Raw genomic sequence first — 19,530 nt, forward strand, 5'->3', positions numbered from 1 at the left:
AAAAAAGCTAAGTAAGGGCGTATGGTGGATGCCTTGGCTCTGAGAGGCGAAGAAGGACGTGATAAGCTGCGATAAGCTGCGGGTATTGGCACATACGAATTAATCCGCAGATTTCCGAATGGGGAAACCTATCATATTAACTATATGATATTACTTTTTTAAAGTAATGCTAACCTAGAGAACTGAAACATCTAAGTATCTAGAGGAAAAGAAAACAAAAGTGATTCCGTAAGTAGTGGCGAGCGAAATCGGAAAAGCCCAAACTATTGTGGTTTAGGCCATAGTGGGGTTGTAGGTCTACAATAAAGGATTATTTTTATATAGTAGAATGATTTGGAAAAATCAATCATAGAAGGTGATATTCCTGTATACGAAATAGAAAAATAACCTAGTAGTAACCTGATTAGGACGGGACACGGGAAATCTTGTCTGAATCTACCGGGACCATCCGGTAAGGCTAAATACTACTCAGAGACCGATAGTGAACTAGTACCGTGAGGGAAAGGTGAAAAGTACTTCGAATAGAAGGGTGAAATAGATCCTGAAACCATACGCTTACAAGCTGTCGGAGCCCTCTTAATTAAGAGTAGGGTGACGATGTGCCTTTTGCATAATGAACCTACGAGTTAATTTTTCCGGCAAGGTTAAGTAGTTTAGCTATGGAGCCGTAGCGAAAGCGAGTCTGAATAGGGCATTTAGTCGGAAGAATTAGACGCGAAACCGAGTGATCTACCCATGAGCAGGTTGAAGCTGTGGTAACACATAGTGGAGGACCGAACCGGTTGACGTTGAAAAGTCTTCGGATGACTTGTGGGTAGGGGTGAAAGGCTAATCAAACTCGGAGATAGCTCGTACTCCCCGAAATGCATTTAGGTGCAGCATCGTGTTAAATATGACAGAGGTAGAGCTACTGATTGGATGAAGGGGTTTCATCGCCTACTAATTCCTGATAAACTCCGAATGCTGTCATTATGTTTCACGGTAGTGAGGGCATGGGTGCTAAGATCCATGTCCAAGAGGGGAACAACCCAGACCATCAGTTAAGGTCCCTAAGTATATATTAAGTTGTATAAACAAAGTTTAATTACACAGACAGCTAGGATGTTAGCTTGGAAGCAGCTATTCATTTAAAGAGTGCGTAACAGCTCACTAGTCGAGTGATTGAGCGTGGATAATAATCGGGCATAAATATATCACCGAAACTATGGGATTGAAAAATCGGTAGGGGAGCATTGTAATAACGTTGAAGTTGTATTGTGAAATACAGTGGAGTAATTACAAAAGAAAATGTAGGTATAAGTAACGATAATGCGGGAGAGAAAACCGCACACCGAAAAACTAAGGGTTCCTCAGCTATGTTAATCAACTGAGGGTTAGTCGGTCCTAAGATGTAATCGAAAGGTGTAATCGATGGGTAACCGGTTAATATTCCGGTACTTGCTTTTATTGCGATGGGAAGACGGAGTTATGAAACTGTCGCGTACGGACGGAAGTGTACGTTGAAATAGTTAGGTATAAAATATATAGGAAAATCCGTATGTTTTGCTAAGCTATGATAGTACCATAAACCTTCGGGTGAGTGGATAGTACAGGTAAGAGCTTCCAAGAAAATCCTCTAAGCTTCAGATAAAAGTGATCCGTACCAAAACCGACACAGGTAGTTAAGGAGAGAATCCTAAGGTGCTCGAGTGATTCACGGCTAAGGAACTAGGCAAAATTAACCTGTAACTTCGGAATAAAGGTTGCCTTCCAAAAAAGGCCGCAGTGAAGATATCCAGACGACTGTTTATCAAAAACATAGGACTCTGCTAAATTGAAAAATGATGTATAGGGTCTGACACCTGCCCAGTACTGGAAGGTTAAAGAAAAAGGTTAGCTTCGGCAAAGCTTTTAACTGAAGCCCCAGTAAACGGCGGCCGTAACTATAACGGTCCTAAGGTAGCGAAATTCCTTGTCGGGTAAGTTCCGACCTGCACGAATGGTGTAACGATCTGGAAACTGTCTCAGCCGTGAGCTCGGTGAAATTGTAATATCGGTGAAGATGCCGATTACTCGCAATGGGACGAAAAGACCCTGTGAACCTTTACTATAGCTTCGTATTGGTTTTGATTAAAAAATGTGTAGGATAGGTGGGAGACTTTGAAGTAATGTCGCAAGACAATATGGAGTCAACCTTGAAATACCACCCTTTTTTTAGTTGAAATCTAACTCAATTCATAATTATTGAGGACATTGCGTGGTGGGTAGTTTGACTGGGGTGGTCGCCTCCAAAAAAGTAACGGAGGCTCCCAAAGGTACCCTCAACACGTTTGGTAATCGTGTGTAGAGTGTAATGGCATAAGGGTGCTTGACTGTGAGACCTACAAGTCGATCAGGTACGAAAGTAGGGCATAGTGATCCGGTGGTTCCGTATGGAAGGGCCATCGCTCAAAGAATAAAAGGTACTCCGGGGATAACAGGCTAGTCTCCCCCAAGAGCTCATATCGACGGGGAGGTTCGGCACCTCGATGTCGGCTCGTCACATCCTGGGGCTGAAGAAGGTCCCAAGGGTTGGGCTGTTCGCCCATTAAAGTGGCACGCGAGCTGGGTTCAGAACGTCGTGAGACAGTTCGGTCTCTATCTATTGTGAGCGTTAGAAGCTTGAGTGGAGCTGATTCTAGTACGAGAGGACCGAATTGGACGAACCTCTGGTGTATCAGTTGTATCGCCAGGTGCATCGCTGAGTAGCTACGTTCGGAAGAGATAAGCACTGAAAGCATATAAGTGCGAAACTCACCACAAGATTAGGCTTCTTTTAAGGGTCGTTGAAGACTACAACGTTGATAGGCTATAAGTGTAAAGACAGTAATGTCATAGCTAAGTAGTACTAATTACCCATAGGCTTATATTTTTTTCCTTATTTGTATGTTATTTTTATAATATTTGTATGAAATTTTTATAATGGGTGGTTATAGCAATGTGGATCCACCTCTTTCCATTCCGAACAGAGAAGTTAAACACATTAGCGCTGATGGTACTGGTTTTTCCGGGAGAGTAAGTCTCCGCCCTTTTTTTTTTTTATATATTCGTTTTTTATTCGTATTACCTACAACATTCTGCACGGAGTATGCTTTCACTTCTATAATAATAGAGACTTTTTAATCCAATTTTCCAAGCATCAAGATGAACTTTATTAATAAATTTTGCTGGGGTTTTTTGATTAAAAGCCAGATTTATACTCTGACCTTGATCAAGATATTTTTGTCGTATACCTGCTTGTTTTATTAATTCCAATTGATTAATTTCTTTAAAACATAAAAATACATTTTTTTCTTCTTCGCTAAGAGCCGTTAAATTAAGACAAGATCCCTTTTCATTAGCAATTTTTTCCCAAATTTCTGGAAGATTATATCCATTTTTTTTAAGAATTTTTTCCAAATAAGGATTTTTACGAATATGCATTCCTTTTGAATCATCATCTACATATATATTTGCAGCCAAAGGTTCTACCCCTTGAGATAATCCACCCGCTAATTTAGCAGAACTTCTATTAGGGGCTATAGCCATCAAAGTTAAATTCCTTCTTCCTGTTCCTATATTCCATTCGGATTCACCGTATTCTTTTGCCAAATATTGAGTCGCTTTTTGAGATTCCACTTGGATATTTCTAAATATTTTATGAGTTAATATTTCAGATTTTACGGAAATAAAAGGAATCATTCTAGATTGTAAATAAGAATGCCAACCTAAAGCTCCTAATCCTAAAGCTCTACTTTTTTCTGCAAAACGAACAGAATCTTCTATTCCTCGAATATTTTTTCCTTTATCAATAAATTCTTGTAAAACAGAATCAAGAAATAAAATTGCATAAAAAACGGTATTAGTATTTTTCCATTCTACGTATTTATATAAGTTTAATGAAGAAAGACAACATACAAGAGTATGATTTTCATCTGTAGGTAACATAATTTCTGAACAAAGATTGCTATGATGGATTTTTAATCCATATTTTTTCCAATTATCCGGTATATTTTTGTTAGCATTATCTTTAAAAAAAAGATATGGTTCTCCAGTTTTAACACGTTCTTTAAGGGTATTGATCCATAATAATCTTTCTTTTCCATTTTTTTTCAAAACTTTATCCATAAAAGAATTAGAAATAATGGCTCCCTGATGAAGATTATGACATTGTCGATTGATATCCCCTTTAGGTTCTCTTATTTTTAAAAATTCTGGATATTCTTTGTGTTCTATATTTAAATAAATAGCTACAGCTCCTCTTCGTGTACTTCCTTGTTTACTAGCAATAATAGTACTATCGTATGATTTAATAAAAGGAATAATTCCATCCGAATAGCCTAATTCTCCATTTTTAATAGGACTTCCAATTGGTCTAACCATACTAAAATCATAAGAAGTCCCTCCTCCATGTTTACTTAAAATAGCCATTTCTAAATTTTTTCTATATATATCATACATACTATCCCCAATACGTCCAGAAAAACAACTAATAGGCAATCCTTTTTTTGTTCCTAAATTTACCATCACTGGAGTGGAAGGGATGAGCCATCCTCTCCATAAAATTTGAAAAAAATTTTCTTCCATATTTGGTATTTTAAGAATTTTTGCAGCATTGATAGCCAATCTTTTATATCCTTCAAAAGGAGTTTCTCCATCTAATAAATATCCACCTTTAATTGTAGTTAAATACAGTTCATTATTAGCCCATAACGGTAAATCTTTTCCTACTTTCCATCCTTTTTTTTCTGCAATAGGGTGTGTTTCCATTTTTAGTATTGAAATTTCCTTTTTTTTTACTTTTTCTCTTTTTCTATTTTTTCTTTTAATTTAGCTAACCCCGCAATATCTCCAAGAGTAGATTTTTCTAATTTTCTATTTCTAATACGTTGTTCTTTTTTTTGATCCCTATCACGATAAATTGCTGTATGAGAAACTACAATTTTTTTAGTTTCTTTATTAAGATCGACAACTTTAAAATTAATTTTTTCTCCTTTTTTAAGAATACTTCCATCCTTTTTTTCCAAAGAACGAAGGGGGGCAAATGCTTCTATTTCTTGATCTCTAAATTGAATAGAGGCTCCTTTATCTAATAAATTTTCTATCATTCCATTATGAATACTACCTACATAATAAATTTTTTCATATTTATCCCATGGATTTTCCGTTAATTGTTTATGGCCTAAATTTAATTTTCTGGTTTGAAAATCTACAAAAAGAATAATTACTTCTAATTGATCATTAATATTGCAAAATTCAGAAGGATGTTTGATTTTTTTAATCCATGAAAGATCTTTTGTATAAATAATTCCAGATATTCCTTTTTCTAATTCTAAAAAAACTCCAAAATTAGTAAATTTTCGTATCAATCCTATATGTTTTGATCCTATAGGATATTTTTTATGAATATCGATCCAAGGATCTGAAGTAAGTTGTTTTATGCTCAAAGACATTTTTCTTTCTTGACGATCTATAGTCAATATAATAGCTTCTAATTCATCTCCAATTTGTACAAAATCTTGTGTAGAAGACAAATCGGAGGACCAAGACATTTCACTAATATGCAATAAAGCCTCAACACCTGGAATAATTTCTACAAAAGCACCATAATCAGCTAAAACACTAACTTTTCCTTTTAATTTACTTCCTACTGTTAATTTTTCATCTAAAGAATTCCAAGGATGAGGTAGCAATTGTTTTAACCCTAGCTGTACACGATTTTTATCTTTATCTACACCTAAAACAACGAATTTTAATTCCTGTTCTAATTGAACTACTTCTGTAGGATGATTAATATGATGCCAGCTCATATCGGTAATATGCAATAAAGCATCGACTCCTCCTAGATCTACAAAAGCACCATAAGGAAGAATATTTTTTATTTTTCCTTCTAAAACTTGACCTTTATCTAATTTAGAAATCATTTCTTTTCTTTGCTCTTCAATATCTCTTTCTATTAAAACTTTATGGGATACGACAACATTTTTTGTTTTTTGATTGATTTTTACCACTTTTACCTCCATTGTTTTACCAACATAAGTATCATAATCTCGAACAGGTTTTACATTAATATGCGATCCTGGTAAAAAACATTCAATATCAAAAATTTCTACGATTAAGCCACCTTTAGTTCTAGCAGCTACATAACCTAAAATAACTTTTTCTTTTGTATATGCTTCATTAATTTTTTGCCAATTTCTTAACGTTTTTGCTTTTTGATAGGAAAGAATACATTGCCCTTTATAATCCATTTTAACAACCATAACTTCCATATTACTTCCTACTTCAAAATTAAAATTTTCTTTAAATTCTCTAATTGGAATAGCCCCCTCCGCTTTGAATCCTATATCTACAATCACATTGTGATCCATAATATTTGTAACAATTCCCTTATATATTTCCAATTCGTGTATATCTGGCAAAGTTTCTTCGTATATTTTTTCCCACTTTTTTCTTTCTTCTTGTATCTCATTATTTAAATGAGTTTCGTATTTTGTCCAATCGAAACTTTTTTCTTTTTCCTGATATTTCAAGTTGATGTTTTTATCACTACCATGGATCCTATCAGATGAATGGGTAGTTTCTTTTTTAGTTTCTTCTTTTTGATTAGACATATATTTTGATATTTTTTTATAAAAAACCCTAACTAGTTGATATTCAAAAATTATAAACTAGGAATATACATTCAAAATATCCACTATGATTAGGCCTATTGTTTAGGTCGTTTAGGAATACAAAACTAATAATTTTTCAGAACATAAAATTTTGGATTTTTTATTTATATTTTATTTAATAGATATAAAAAAAATTATTCCACAAATTCATTGTGATAGATAGTGTAAATTGATTGATTTGATAATAATAAAAAATTATGTATCTTATTGTTGATACTGAAACCACAGGATTACCTAATTCCTATAATATTCCTATTACTAATTCCGATAATTGGCCAAGACTAGTACAAATAGCATGGCAATGTCATGATATTTATTCAGGAAAAATAATAGAATTTAAAAATTTTATTATAAAACCGGATGGTTATGATATTCCTTATAATGCTTTTAAAATTCATGGAATTACTAATGAAAAAGCAGAAAAAGAAGGAACCCATTTAGATTTTGTTCTTAAAAAATTTAAAAAATCATTTGAAAAATCTAAATGTTTAATTGGACATAATTTAGATTTTGATAGAAAAGTTATTGAATGTGAATTTTTTAGAATAAAAGAAGAAATTTCTTGTAAAGAAAAAAAATTTTTAGATACTAAAGAAGTTTCTGTTAATTATTGCAAATTACCTGGTATTAGAAACAAATTTAAATGGCCTACATTAATTGAATTATACTATAAATTATTTGGAATAGATTTATCTAATTTTCATCATAATGCAGAAAATGATGTAAAAGCTACCTCTCGTTGTTTTTTAGAACTTTTACGGATGGGAATTATATCCAATAATGATATTGGAATAGATGAATCAATAATCAAAAATTTTCGAGAATCTTTCCAAACTATTATCTCTTCCTCTATAGTTTCTTTCAATCCCCATAATCCTAAAAAGAATACAGAAAAAAAAATAGAAAATAAAATAATTAACAATAATAAGGAAAAATTACAAAAAAAAAGATATTCTCATATTCATAATCATACTTCTTTTTCTATTCTTTTTTCAACTATGGATATTTTATCCATGATAAATAGAGCTATATCCTGTAATATGCCTGCTATTGGAATTACAGATTATGGAAATATGATGGGTAGTTTCCATTTTTTAAATACCATTCATTATTTCAACAAAAAATATGCTTCATTGAAAAAATCAATAAAAGGAATTATTGGTTGTGAAATGTTTATTTCCGATAATTATTTACAGAAAAAGTTTACTAAAGAAACACCGGATAAACGTTATCATCAAGTTCTATTATCTAAAAATAAAGCGGGATATCATAATTTATCCAAACTTTGTTCTCATGGATTTTTAGAAGGACTTTATGGTGGAATTCCTAGAATAGGAAAAAACTTGATTGAAAAATATAAGGGTAATTTAATAGCTCTTACCGGAGATCTCAATGCAGAAATCCCACAGATTATTCTTAATCAAGGAAAAAGAAAAGCAGAAAAGGTTTTTTTATGGTGGAAAGAACTTTTTGAAGAAGATTTTTACATAGAATTATTACGTCATGGATTAGAAGAAGAAGACTATGTTAATAGGGTCCTACTGAAATTTTCAGAAAAATATCATGTAAAGTACATTATACAAAATAATACTTTTTATTTAAATCAAAAAGATGCTTATGTTCAGGATATTTTGCTTTGCGTAAAAAATGGAGAAAAACAATCAACTCCTATAGGTAGAGGAAGAGGGTCTAGATTTGGATTTCCAAATCAAGAATTTTATTTCAAAAGTACAGAAGAGATGAAAGAAATATTTTCGGATATTCCAGAATCTTTTGATTTTTTAGATGAATTAGTCAGTAAAATTGAATTTTACAGTCTATCACAAAAAATATTACTTCCAAAATTTCAGATACCAAAACATTTTGAAACACCTTTAGATAAAAAAGATGGAGGGAATAGAGGGGAAAATTTATTTTTAAGAAGTATTACATATGAAGGTGCTAAAAAACGTTATAAAAATATAACTAAGGAAGTAGAAGAAAGAATTCACTTCGAATTACAAACAATTGAAAAAATTGGATATCCTGGTTATTTTCTTATTGTTCATAATTTAGTTTCTCAAGCTAGAAAAATGAATATTTCAGTAGGACCTGGAAGAGGTTCTGTTGCGGGCTCTGTAGTTGCCTATTGTATAGGAATTACGGATATAGACCCCATAAAATATCATCTTCTTTTTGAACGATTTTTAAATCCGGACAGAATATCTTTACCAGATATTGATATCGATTTTGATGATCGAGGACGTGAAGAGATTATTGAATGGGTAGTTCAAAAATATGGAAAAAATAAAGTAGCACAAATCATCACATATTCCAAAATGGGGGCAAAATCTGCTATTCGAGATACTGCTCGTGTATTAAATTTATCTTTAAAAGATACAGATCGTATAGCAAAAATGGTACCTAACTTCCTCCCATTAAAAGTTCTATTATCTTCTTCGGTACTAGAAAATAGAAGTAAGGAAGAAATGGAAAATATCAAAAAATTGAGAAAAATTGCCGAACATGAAGAAACTTTGGAGGGAAAAATTTTGAATCAAGCAAAAAAATTAGAAGGATCTATAAGAAGTACTGGTATACATGCTTGTGGAATCATTATAAGTCCATACGATATAAGAGAATATATTCCAGTTTCTATTTCTAAAGAATCCGATTTATTGTTAACGCAATTTGATAACAATGTAGTAGAACATGTTGGATTATTAAAAATGGATTTTTTAGGATTAAAGACTCTTACTATTATTAAAGATTCCTTGAATCTTATCAAAAAAAACATCAATGTTACAGAATTCTCATTTTCTATAGAAGATTTAAAGACTTATTCTCTTTTTAAAAAAGGAGAAACCGTAGCTATTTTTCAATATGAATCTCCAGGAATGCAGAAATATTTACGTCAACTTAAACCTGATAAATTTGATGATTTAATTGCAATGAATGCATTATATAGACCGGGGCCATTACAATACATTCCTAACTTTATTTCCAGAAAACAGGGGAAAGAGAAGATCACCTATGATTTACCAGAAATGGAAGAATTCTTAAAAGAAACTTATGGAATAACTATATATCAAGAACAGGTTATGTTAATATCCCAGAAAATAGCAGGGTTTAGCAAAGGAGAAGCAGATTTTCTTAGAAAATCTATGGGTAAAAAACAAAAAGAGGAACTAAATAAAATGAAAAATAAGTTTCTTAATCAAGCTATTAAAAAAGGATATCCAAAAAATATATTAGAAAAAATATGGAAAGATTGGGAGTTTTTTTCTTGCTATGCTTTTAACAAATCTCATGCTACCTGTTATGCTTATATAGCATTTCAGACGGCTTATCTTAAAACGCATTTTCCCTGTGAATATATGGCTTCTGTATTAAGTAATCACATGGACAATATTAAACAGCTCACTTACTTTATCAAAGAATGTAAGCGTATGGATATATCAATTTTAGGTCCCAATATTAATGAAAGTGATGATTTTTTTAAAGTAAAAAATCAAAATTGTATTCAATTCGGTCTTAGAGGAATAAAAGGTGTAGGAGAAAATTCTGTAAAAATGATTGTTCAGGAAAGAGAAAAAAATGGACCATTCACTTCTATTTTTAATCTGGTAAAACGTATTAATTTACGTATAGTCAATAAGAAAACTTTAGAAAGTTTAGTTTTATCTGGAGGATTAGATAAATTTCATTTACGTAGAGAACAGTATTTCCACTTTGAAGAAAAAAGTAAGTTAAGTATTCTAGAAAAGATCATTCAATTTGGATCTAAATACCAAAAAATGAAAAAAAAAGATAATATTTCCAAAAAAAATATGGAAATAGAAAAACCCATGATTACTAAATGTCAACCATGGAGCAATCTATATAAATTAGATAAAGAAAAAGAAGTATTGGGGATTTATGCTACTTCACATCCTTTAGATGATTATTTTTATGAAAGAAAATATTTTACAAATTTATCTTTAGACCAATTAAATAAAAATGAACAAAAACTGATAGGAAAAAAAATATATATATGTGGAATTATATCTAAAATAGAAAAAAAAATATATATCAAAAGTGGAAAAAAATATGGAATTTTTTTATTAGAAGATGATCATTCTTCTAAATTATTTCGTATTTATGGACAACAATATTTAAAGTATGAACATTTATTATTTAGTAATAGCCTATTATATTTATATATTTTTATTGAACGCTCTAAAGAACGAAAAATACATATATTTCATATCGAAAGTCTACAAAATGTTTTAAAAAAATTTTCCCATAAACTGGTAATTAGGATAAATATAAAAGACTTAGATAGCATGATTATTGATGATCTAGAAAAATTATTTTCTGAACAACCGATAGGATATAAAAAGCTGAATATTCTTCTTTATGATAAGGAAAATCATATTTCTTTAAATTTTGAATCAAAGAAGTATAGAGTTGATATTAATTCCAGTTTTTTAAAAAATTTGGAAAAAATAAAAGGGTTAGATTTTTCTTTGAATTAAAAATTAATTATGAATAAGACTTTCTTAAATTTGCACTTAAAATAAAGTAAATATTATGAATTCACTTTTTTGTAAATCAATAAATTACATTTTTTTTTAGTAGTTATTGGTTTTTTTTAAGATGAAAATAAAAGTTAGAGTATCTCATGAAGAGGATACAAAATATGCTTCCTTAATTTGCAAAAAAATACAGGAATCCGCAAAAATTAGAGGAACTGGTATTGCTAAGAAAGATCCAGAATATATTAAATCAAAAATGATTAATGGAAATGCCGTAATAGCTTTCTATAATGGAAAAATAGCAGGGTTTATTTACCTTGAAGTTTTTCAAAATCAAGAATTTGTTGTTAATTCTGGTTTAATTGTTTTTCCTGAATTTAGAAAAAAAGGATTAGCAAATATTATAAAAATTGAAATATTTAAACTTTCTAGAAAAAAATTTCCAAATTCTAAAATTTTTAGCATTACAACCAGCCATTCAGTGATTAGAATGAATACAAAACTGGGGTTTAATCCTGTTTCTTTTAGTGAATTAACTCAATCAGAAGAATTTTGGAAAGGATGTAAAAGTTGTGCTAACTTCGATATATTAACCAGAAATAAAAGAAATATGTGTCTTTGTACAGGTCTTTTATATAAACCATCTCAATCTTATGAAGATAAAACCGTTCAAAAAAAAAACATAGATAATTTAATTCATGGGGATAAAATTATTTTGGCCTATAGTGGGGGTTTAGATACCTCTTATTGCTTAAAATATCTGATAAAAAAAGGATACGATGTACATACGGTGATTATTAATACAGGTGGATTTAAAGAAGAAGAATTGAAAAAAATTGAAGAAAGAGCTTTAAATATTGGATCTCAATCACACAAAACAATCGATGCTATAGAAGATTATTATCAAAATTGCATCAAATATCTTATATTTGGAAACATTCTTAAAAACAATACCTATCCACTTTCAGTAAGCTCCGAAAGAATTTTTCATGCTATTAAAATTGCACAATATGCGACTTTTATTAAAGCAAAAGCAATCGCTCATGGAAGTACAGGAGCCGGAAATGATCAAATTAGATTTGATATAGCTTTTCAAATTATTTGTCCAGATAAAATTACTTTATCCCCAATAAGAGATTTAAGAATTTCCAGAAAAGAAGAAATTGAATATTTACGAAATAGTGGTGTATCCATTTGTTGGAATAAGGCAGAATATTCTATTAACAAAGGAATTTGGGGAACTAGTATAGGAGGAAAAGAAACTTTAACTTCTTACCAAGATTTTCCAGATGATGCCTATCCAACAAAATTAAGCAGAAAAAAAAGTGAAAATCTAGAATTAGAATTTGAAAAAGGAGAATTAGTAAGTGTTAATAAAGAAAAGGGAGAAGCTATAAAAAATATCCTAAAAATTGAAAAAATTGCCTCTCAATTTGCTATAGGAAGGGGAATCCATATAGGAGATACTATTTTAGGTATTAAGGGAAGAGTAGCATTTGAAGCTTCTGCAGCTATTATTATTATTAAAGCACATCATTTATTGGAAAAGCATATTCTTACAAAATGGCAACTTCATTGGAAAGATCAATTATCCAATTGGTATGGAATGTTGCTTCATGAAGCTCAATATTTAGATCCTGTCATGCGTGATATAGAAATGTTTTTAAAAAGTACACAAGAAAGACTTACTGGAACCGTATATATAATTTTACATCCTTATAGATTTCACTTAGTTGGAATTAAATCTGAATTTGATTTAATGGAATCTAATATGGCTAAATACGGAGAAATGAATTATTCTTGGACTGCAGAGGATGTTAAAGGATTTACAAAAATATTGAGTAATCAAATGAAAATATATCATAATTTAAATAAAAATAAAAAAGAATAATGATTGAAATAGGAATTATAGGAGGGACTGGATATACTTCTGGAGAATTAATTAGATTAATCATTAATCATTCCAAAGCAAGGATTAATAGTGTGGTTAGCAGAAGTGAACCTGGAAAGTTAATTCATTCGGTTCATCAAGATTTATTAGGAGAAATAGATGATTTGAAGTTTACTGATTCCTTAAGCAAAGAAATTGATGTCGTATTTATATGTTCAGGCCATGGACAATCTAGAAAAGAATTAAAAAATATATCAGAAAGTATAAAAGTCATTGATCTTAATCAAGATTTTAGAATTATAAATCATTCATTTTTCAGAAATAGAAATTTTATTTATGGATTACCAGAATTACAGAAAGATATCATTAAAAAATCTAGTAATATTTCTAATCCAGGATGTTTTTCTACAGCTATTCTTTTAGCTATTTTACCTTTAGCTAAAGAAAAATTATTAAAAAATGATATTCATATAAGTGCGATAACTGGTTCAACAGGATCTGGTAAAAGGAATCTCGATACGAATCAGTTTAGCTGGAGAAATAATAATATTTCTTCTTATAAAATATTTAAACATCAGCATTTGCAAGAAGTAAAACAAACTATTCTTCAAATGCAAAATAATTTCCATTCAGAAATTTATCTTATTCCTTATAGAGGAAATTTCTCTAGAGGAATTATAGTTACTTTATATACTTATTCTAGTTTTTCTTTAGAAAAAAATAAGGAAATATATAAGGAATATTATAAAAATCATCCTTTTGTAGAAATATCGAACATAAACGTTGATGTAAAACAAGTGGTAAATACTAATAAGTGTATTTTACATCTTCTTAAAGAAAAGGATCAACTAATTGTTATAAGTGTTATAGATAATCTTATAAAAGGAGCTTCTGGACAAGCTATACAGAATATGAACCTTTTATTTAATTTTGATGAAACTTGTGGTTTAAGATTAAAATCCATTCGTTTCTAATAGAAAAAAAAATGGAATTATTTGACGTTTATCCAATTTTAGATATAGAATTGACCAAAAGTAAAGGAATCTATGTTTTTGATAAAAAAGGACATATGTATTTAGATTTTTATGGAGGACATGCCGTCATTTCCATTGGTCATTCTCATCCATATTATGTAAAATCCTTAACAGAACAAATTCATAAAATATCCTATTATTCAAATAGTGTTTTTATTTCTCAAAAAAAAGAATTAGCCTATTTACTTGGCTGTATTTCAGGATATGAAAACTATTCGTTATTTCTTTGCAATTCCGGTTCTGAATCTAATGAAAATGCATTGAAAATAGCTTCTTTTCATACAGGGAAAAAAAAAGTTATTGCTTTTAAAGGGGCATTTCATGGAAGAACGAGCGGTAGTTTATCCGTTACGGATAATCATAAAATTATATCTCCTTTTAATACGCAACATAAAACTATATTTATAGATTATAAAGATCTTAATTCCTTAGAAAAGGAATTAAAAAATGGCGATATTTGTGCATTAATAACGGAAGGAATACAAGGTGTATCTGGAATTATAGATCCTGGGTTAAATTATTTTCGTAAATATTGGGAACTTTGTAGAAAATATGACACAATTTTTATTATTGATGAGATTCAAAGTGGATATGGAAGAACTGGATCTTTTTTTTCTCACCAATTATATCCTATAAAACCAGATTTAATTACGATTGCTAAAGGTATGGGAAATGGATTCCCCATAGGAGGTGTTCTTATCCATCCTAAATTTAAACCATATTACGGAATGTTAGGAACTACATTTGGTGGGAATCATTTAGCTTGTGTAGCAGGTATTGCTGTATTAAAAATTATTCTAAAAGAAAATTTAATTGAAAATGCAAAAAAAATGGGAGAAATACTATTAAACGAATTGCGTATGATTCCTAAAATTAAAAAAATTAGTGGTAGAGGACTTATGTTAGGGTTAGAATTTGATTTTCCTATTGATGATTTAAAAAATATTTTAATTTACAATGAAAAAGTATTTGTAGGAACATCCAATAACTCATATATATTACGATTACTCCCTCCACTGAGTATCAACCTCAGTCATATAAAATTATTTATTAAAAAACTAAAGAAGGCCTTATCAGATCTCTAAAAAATGAAAAAAAATAATAGTAGTAAAAAGGCTATGCTTATACTTGAAGATGGAACTAAGTATGAAGCTGATCATTTTGGAGCTCCCGTTTCCTCTTCCGGAGAAGTAGTATTTAATACAGCTATGACCGGATATACGGAAAGTATGACGGATCCATCTTACAAAGGTCAAATTTTGACTTATACTTATCCTTTAATAGGGAATTATGGAATTCCTTCTCCATCTTATAAAGAATCTATCCATGAATTTTACGAATCTGATAAGGTTCAAGTCTCAGGCCTGATTATTTCATATTATTCCAACCGTCCGTATCATTGGAATATGTATACGACTTTATCTGATTGGTTAAAAGAAAATGGTATTCCTGGATTATATGGGATAGATACTAGATTTATTGCAAAAAAACTTATAAATCAAGGAGGATCCATGTTAGGTAAAATTTTAATAATGGAACAAGAAGATATTCCCTTTTATGATCCTAATCAAGATAATCTTTCTCAAAAAGTTTCTACCTATAAAAAAATCATATATGGAAATGGAAAATATAAAATATTACTTGTAGATTTTGGATTAAAGAATAATATTTTACGTTGTTTATTGCGAAGAAATTGTACCATAATAAGGGTCCCATGGGATTATGATTTTACGAAGGAAGAATATGATGGCCTGGTCCTTTCTAATGGACCTGGAAATCCACAGATTTATGAAAAACCAATCTCCTATATTCGTATTGCTATGAAAAAAGAACGACCTATATTTGGGATATGTTTAGGAAATCAACTTTTGGGTATTGCTGCAGGAGGATATACTTATAAACTGAAGTATGCACATAGAGGACATAATCACCCTGTTGTATTTATAGAAACAGGACAAAATTTTATTACATCACAAAATCATGGATATGTTTTGGACACTACCAATATTTCTAGAGAATGGAAGATATTTTTTAAAAATTTAAATGATAACACTTGCGAAGGAATCATTCATGATTTTAAACCTTTTTTTTCGGTTCAATTTCATCCAGAAGCATCAAGTGGACCTACAGATACCGAATTTTTATTCGATTTTTTTATTAATTCGATTGGATCTTCAAGAAGATTCCAAAAATAGTATTATGAAATGAAAATAGATAAAATACTTATACTTGGATCAGGGGCATTAAAAATAGGAGAAGCTGGTGAATTTGATTATTCTGGAACACAAGCTTTAAAAGCTCTTAAAGAGGAGGGTATTTATACTATATTGATTAATCCAAATATCGCAACTGTTCAAACTTCTAAAGAAGTTGCTGACAAAGTTTATTTTTTACCTCTCACATTTTTTTTTATAAAAAACGTGATTGAAAAGGAAAAACCGAAAGGAATTTTTCTTTCTTTTGGAGGACAAACTGCATTAAATTGTGGAATAAAACTTTTTAAAGAAGGAATTATCGAAAAATATAAAATTAAAGTTTTAGGAACATCTATTGAATCTATAATGAACAGTGAAGATAGAAATCTATTTCGAAATAGGTTAAGTCGTATTAATATCAAAACGGCAAAAAGCTTGGTAGTCCATTCCATGGATCATGCCATATCCTATTCTTTAAAGATTGGGTTTCCTATTATAATTAGGTCTTCTTACACACTTGGAGGTTTAGGTAGTGGTTTTGCAAAAGATATTCATGATTTAAAAAAAATCGTCAGGAAAGCTTTTTATTACTCTTCTCAAGTTATTTTAGAAGAATATTTAGAAGGATGGAAAGAAATTGAATATGAAATTGTTAGAGATAAATATAATAATTGTATTGCAGTATGCAATATGGAAAACTTTGATCCTATAGGAATTCATACTGGGGAAAGTATTGTCGTATCTCCTTCACAGACTTTAACAAATTCAGAATATTATGGGTTAAGAAATTTAGCTATCCATATAGCTAGGGATTTAAAGATAGTTGGAGAATGTAATGTTCAATTTGCATTAGATCCTAGATCAGAAGATTATCGTGTGATTGAAGTCAATGCACGTCTTTCTCGTTCTAGTGCTCTTGCTTCTAAAGCAACTGGTTATCCATTAGCTTTTGTTTCTGCAAAATTAGCTATAGGATATGGATTGCATGAATTAAAGAATTCTTTTAATAAAAAAACTTATGCGTTTTTTGAACCAGCATTGGATTATGTAGTTTGTAAAATTCCCAGGTGGGATCTCAATAAATTTTATGGTGTTTCCAATAGAATTGGAAGTAGTATGAAAAGTATAGGAGAAGTGATGGCTATTGGAGGTTCGTTTGAAGAAGCATTACAAAAAGGAATTAGAATGTTAGATATTGGTATGCTAGGATTCATAAATTCTAAAAAAAAAATTGGATCTACTCTTTTACTTAAGGAATTTTTGAAAAAACCAACTGATCAAAGAATTTTATTTTTAGAAGAAGCTTTCGAAAAAGGAATTTCTATAAAAGAAATACATGATCTTACAAAGATAGATCCATGGTTTTTATACCAGTTGGATAACATATTTCAAACAAAAAACGAGATTTCTTCTTATAACGATTGGAGGTCTATTCCGGATGAATTATTACGTAAAGCTAAGAAAGAAGGATTTTCTGATATGCAAATTGCTAACCTTTTTATTATTGATAAGGATCAAGATAGTATTGATGCTATGGAAGAAAAAATAAGAAAATATAGAAAAGAAAAAGGAATTATTCCATATGTTCGAAAAATTGATACTTTGGGGTCTGAATATCCATCAGATACAAATTATTTGTATTTAACCTACCATTCTATTCAACATGACGTTATTTATGAAAAAGATTATAAATCTGTAATTACTTTAGGATCTGGAGTTTATAGAATTGGAAGTAGTGTAGAATTTGATTGGTGTTGTGTCAATACATTAAATGCTATTAATAAAGAATCTTATAGATCAATAATGATTAATTACAATCCAGAAACAGTTAGCACAGATTTTGATGTTTGTGATCGTTTATATTTTGAAGAGATTACTTTAGAACGTGTCTTAGATATTATTGATTTAGAACAACCAAAAGGAACAATAGTATCTATGGGAGGACAAATCCCCAATAACTTAGTTTTAAAACTTTATAAAAAAGGAGTAAAAATTCTAGGAACCTCTCCTATTTCTATAGATAAAGTGGAAAATAGATATAAATTTTCTAACGCTATGGATGTTTTAGGGATTGGACAACCTAGATGGAAAGAATTATCAGATTTTGATAGTATTTATCAGTTTGTAGAAGAAGTAGATTATCCTATATTAGTTAGACCATCTTATGTTCTTTCAGGTTCGTATATGAATGTTATTTCCAATTCTGAAGAACTACAGCACTATCTTATTCGTCATAAAGAATCGGTTACTTTTGATGATCATCCATTGGTGATCACAGAGTTTATTAGAAATGCAAAAGAGATGGAATTAGATGCTGTTGCTCAAAATGGAGAAATATTGTATTATGCTATATCAGAACATGTAGAATTTGCTGGAGTTCATTCAGGAGATGCTACTTTGGTATATCCTCCACATAATTTATATTTATCTACATTAAAGGAAATAATACGTATATCTAATAAAATCGCAAAATATTTTAATATATCTGGACCTTTTAATATTCAATTTTTATCTAAAGAAAATGAAGTCAAAGTAATTGAATGTAATTTGAGAGCTTCTAGGAGTTTTCCTTTTGTATCAAAAATTTCTAAGTTCAATATGATAGAACTAGCTACTCAAGTACTTCTTGGAAAGAAAAAAAAGAAAACGGATCCTAATTTTTTTACTACTAATTTTTTAGGGATAAAAGCCTCTCAATTTTCTTTTTCCAGGTTACAAGATGCAGATCCTATATTAAGTGTAGATATGACTTCAACTGGAGAAGTAGGATGTTTAGGATATTCATTTGATGAAGCTCTTCTAAAATCGATGCTTTCTGTTGGTTATAATATTCCAAAAAAGAATATTCTTATATCTAGTGGTCCGATGGATTCTAAATTAGATTTGTTAAATATGGTTAAACTTTTGCATAAAAAAAGATATATATTATTTGCTACAAAAGGAACAAATAATTTTTTATCCGATTGTGGAGTCCCATCAATAAAAGTTCATTGGCCAAATGAAAGAAAATATCCCAATGTCATTGACTTGATCAAAGATAGAAAATTCGATCTTATTATCAATATTCCTAAAAATTTAAGTAAATTCGAGTTAGATAATGATTATGCGATAAGACGTTTTTCCGTAGATTTTAATATTCCTCTACTAACTAATACGCGCTTAGCTAAAGCTTTTATAAAAGCTTTTTGTAATTTATCTATGGATAAACTATCCATCAATTCTTGGGATGAATATCAATAAATT

The 19,530-nt window shown here is 30.0% G+C and carries 8 protein-coding genes and 2 rRNA genes; 8 read left to right on the forward strand and 2 right to left on the reverse strand.

Annotated features, from left to right (window positions below):
• Together DM817_RS01490 and rrf are read left to right on the forward strand one after the other, a co-directional pair.
• Positions 1 to 2,890 (forward strand): 23S ribosomal RNA (locus DM817_RS01490).
• A gap of 50 nt (positions 2,891 to 2,940) precedes the next feature.
• Positions 2,941 to 3,050 (forward strand): 5S ribosomal RNA (gene rrf, locus DM817_RS01495).
• A 31-nt stretch (positions 3,051 to 3,081) separates the two neighbouring features.
• On the opposite strand, the gene DM817_RS01500 is transcribed toward rrf, so the two are convergent.
• Together DM817_RS01500 and rpsA are read right to left on the reverse strand one after the other, a co-directional pair.
• Entirely contained in the window at positions 3,082 to 4,767 is a 1,686-nt protein-coding gene (locus tag DM817_RS01500) for a ribonucleoside-diphosphate reductase subunit alpha (RefSeq protein ID WP_113738284.1), read from the reverse strand.
• A 26-nt stretch (positions 4,768 to 4,793) separates the two neighbouring features.
• A complete protein-coding gene (gene rpsA / locus DM817_RS01505; protein WP_113738285.1) occupies positions 4,794 to 6,611 on the reverse strand; it encodes a 30S ribosomal protein S1 in 1,818 nt (605 codons plus the stop codon).
• 257 nt (positions 6,612 to 6,868) lie between these two features.
• Between rpsA and dnaE the strand changes: the two genes are divergently transcribed.
• From dnaE to carB, 6 genes are all read left to right on the forward strand, one after another.
• Complete coding sequence (dnaE, locus tag DM817_RS01510) at positions 6,869 to 11,167, forward strand: DNA polymerase III subunit alpha (protein ID WP_113738286.1); 4,299 nt, start codon at positions 6,869 to 6,871, stop codon at positions 11,165 to 11,167.
• A gap of 121 nt (positions 11,168 to 11,288) precedes the next feature.
• On the forward strand, positions 11,289 to 13,058 hold the full coding sequence (locus DM817_RS01515; RefSeq protein ID WP_113738287.1) for an argininosuccinate synthase domain-containing protein: 1,770 nt from the start codon (positions 11,289 to 11,291) through the stop codon (positions 13,056 to 13,058).
• Positions 13,058 to 14,032 carry an N-acetyl-gamma-glutamyl-phosphate reductase gene (gene argC / locus DM817_RS01520; RefSeq protein ID WP_113738288.1) on the forward strand — a complete coding sequence of 325 codons (975 nt, stop codon included), beginning with the start codon at positions 13,058 to 13,060 and terminating at the stop codon, positions 14,030 to 14,032. The genes DM817_RS01515 and argC overlap by 1 nt, the downstream gene beginning before the upstream one ends.
• 11 nt (positions 14,033 to 14,043) lie before the next feature.
• A complete protein-coding gene (locus DM817_RS01525; protein ID WP_113738289.1) occupies positions 14,044 to 15,177 on the forward strand; it encodes an aspartate aminotransferase family protein in 1,134 nt (377 codons plus the stop codon).
• A 3-nt stretch (positions 15,178 to 15,180) separates the two neighbouring features.
• On the forward strand, positions 15,181 to 16,287 hold the full coding sequence (gene carA / locus DM817_RS01530) for a glutamine-hydrolyzing carbamoyl-phosphate synthase small subunit (protein WP_113738290.1): 1,107 nt from the start codon (positions 15,181 to 15,183) through the stop codon (positions 16,285 to 16,287).
• Between the two features lie 9 nt (positions 16,288 to 16,296).
• Positions 16,297 to 19,527, forward strand: coding sequence for a carbamoyl-phosphate synthase (glutamine-hydrolyzing) large subunit (carB, locus tag DM817_RS01535; protein WP_113738291.1), 3,231 nt, complete (start codon positions 16,297 to 16,299; stop codon positions 19,525 to 19,527).
• Positions 19,528 to 19,530 lie beyond the last annotated feature (3 nt).

Origin of the sequence: Blattabacterium clevelandi (assembly GCF_003268615.1) — a bacterium.
In the GTDB taxonomy this organism is placed as follows: domain Bacteria; phylum Bacteroidota; class Bacteroidia; order Flavobacteriales; family Blattabacteriaceae; genus Blattabacterium; species Blattabacterium clevelandi.

Bases quoted from the DNA above. Each gene is read 5' to 3' on its own strand.
- DM817_RS01500 (WP_113738284.1), bottom strand. From the start codon at position 4,767: ATGGAAACACACCCTATTGCAGAAAAAAAAGGATGGAAAGTAGGAAAA.
- rpsA (WP_113738285.1), bottom strand. From the start codon at position 6,611: ATGTCTAATCAAAAAGAAGAAACTAAAAAAGAAACTACCCATTCATCT.
- dnaE (WP_113738286.1), top strand. From the start codon at position 6,869: ATGTATCTTATTGTTGATACTGAAACCACAGGATTACCTAATTCCTAT.
- DM817_RS01515 (WP_113738287.1), top strand. From the start codon at position 11,289: ATGAAAATAAAAGTTAGAGTATCTCATGAAGAGGATACAAAATATGCT.
- argC (WP_113738288.1), top strand. From the start codon at position 13,058: ATGATTGAAATAGGAATTATAGGAGGGACTGGATATACTTCTGGAGAA.
- DM817_RS01525 (WP_113738289.1), top strand. From the start codon at position 14,044: ATGGAATTATTTGACGTTTATCCAATTTTAGATATAGAATTGACCAAA.
- carA (WP_113738290.1), top strand. From the start codon at position 15,181: ATGAAAAAAAATAATAGTAGTAAAAAGGCTATGCTTATACTTGAAGAT.
- carB (WP_113738291.1), top strand. From the start codon at position 16,297: ATGAAAATAGATAAAATACTTATACTTGGATCAGGGGCATTAAAAATA.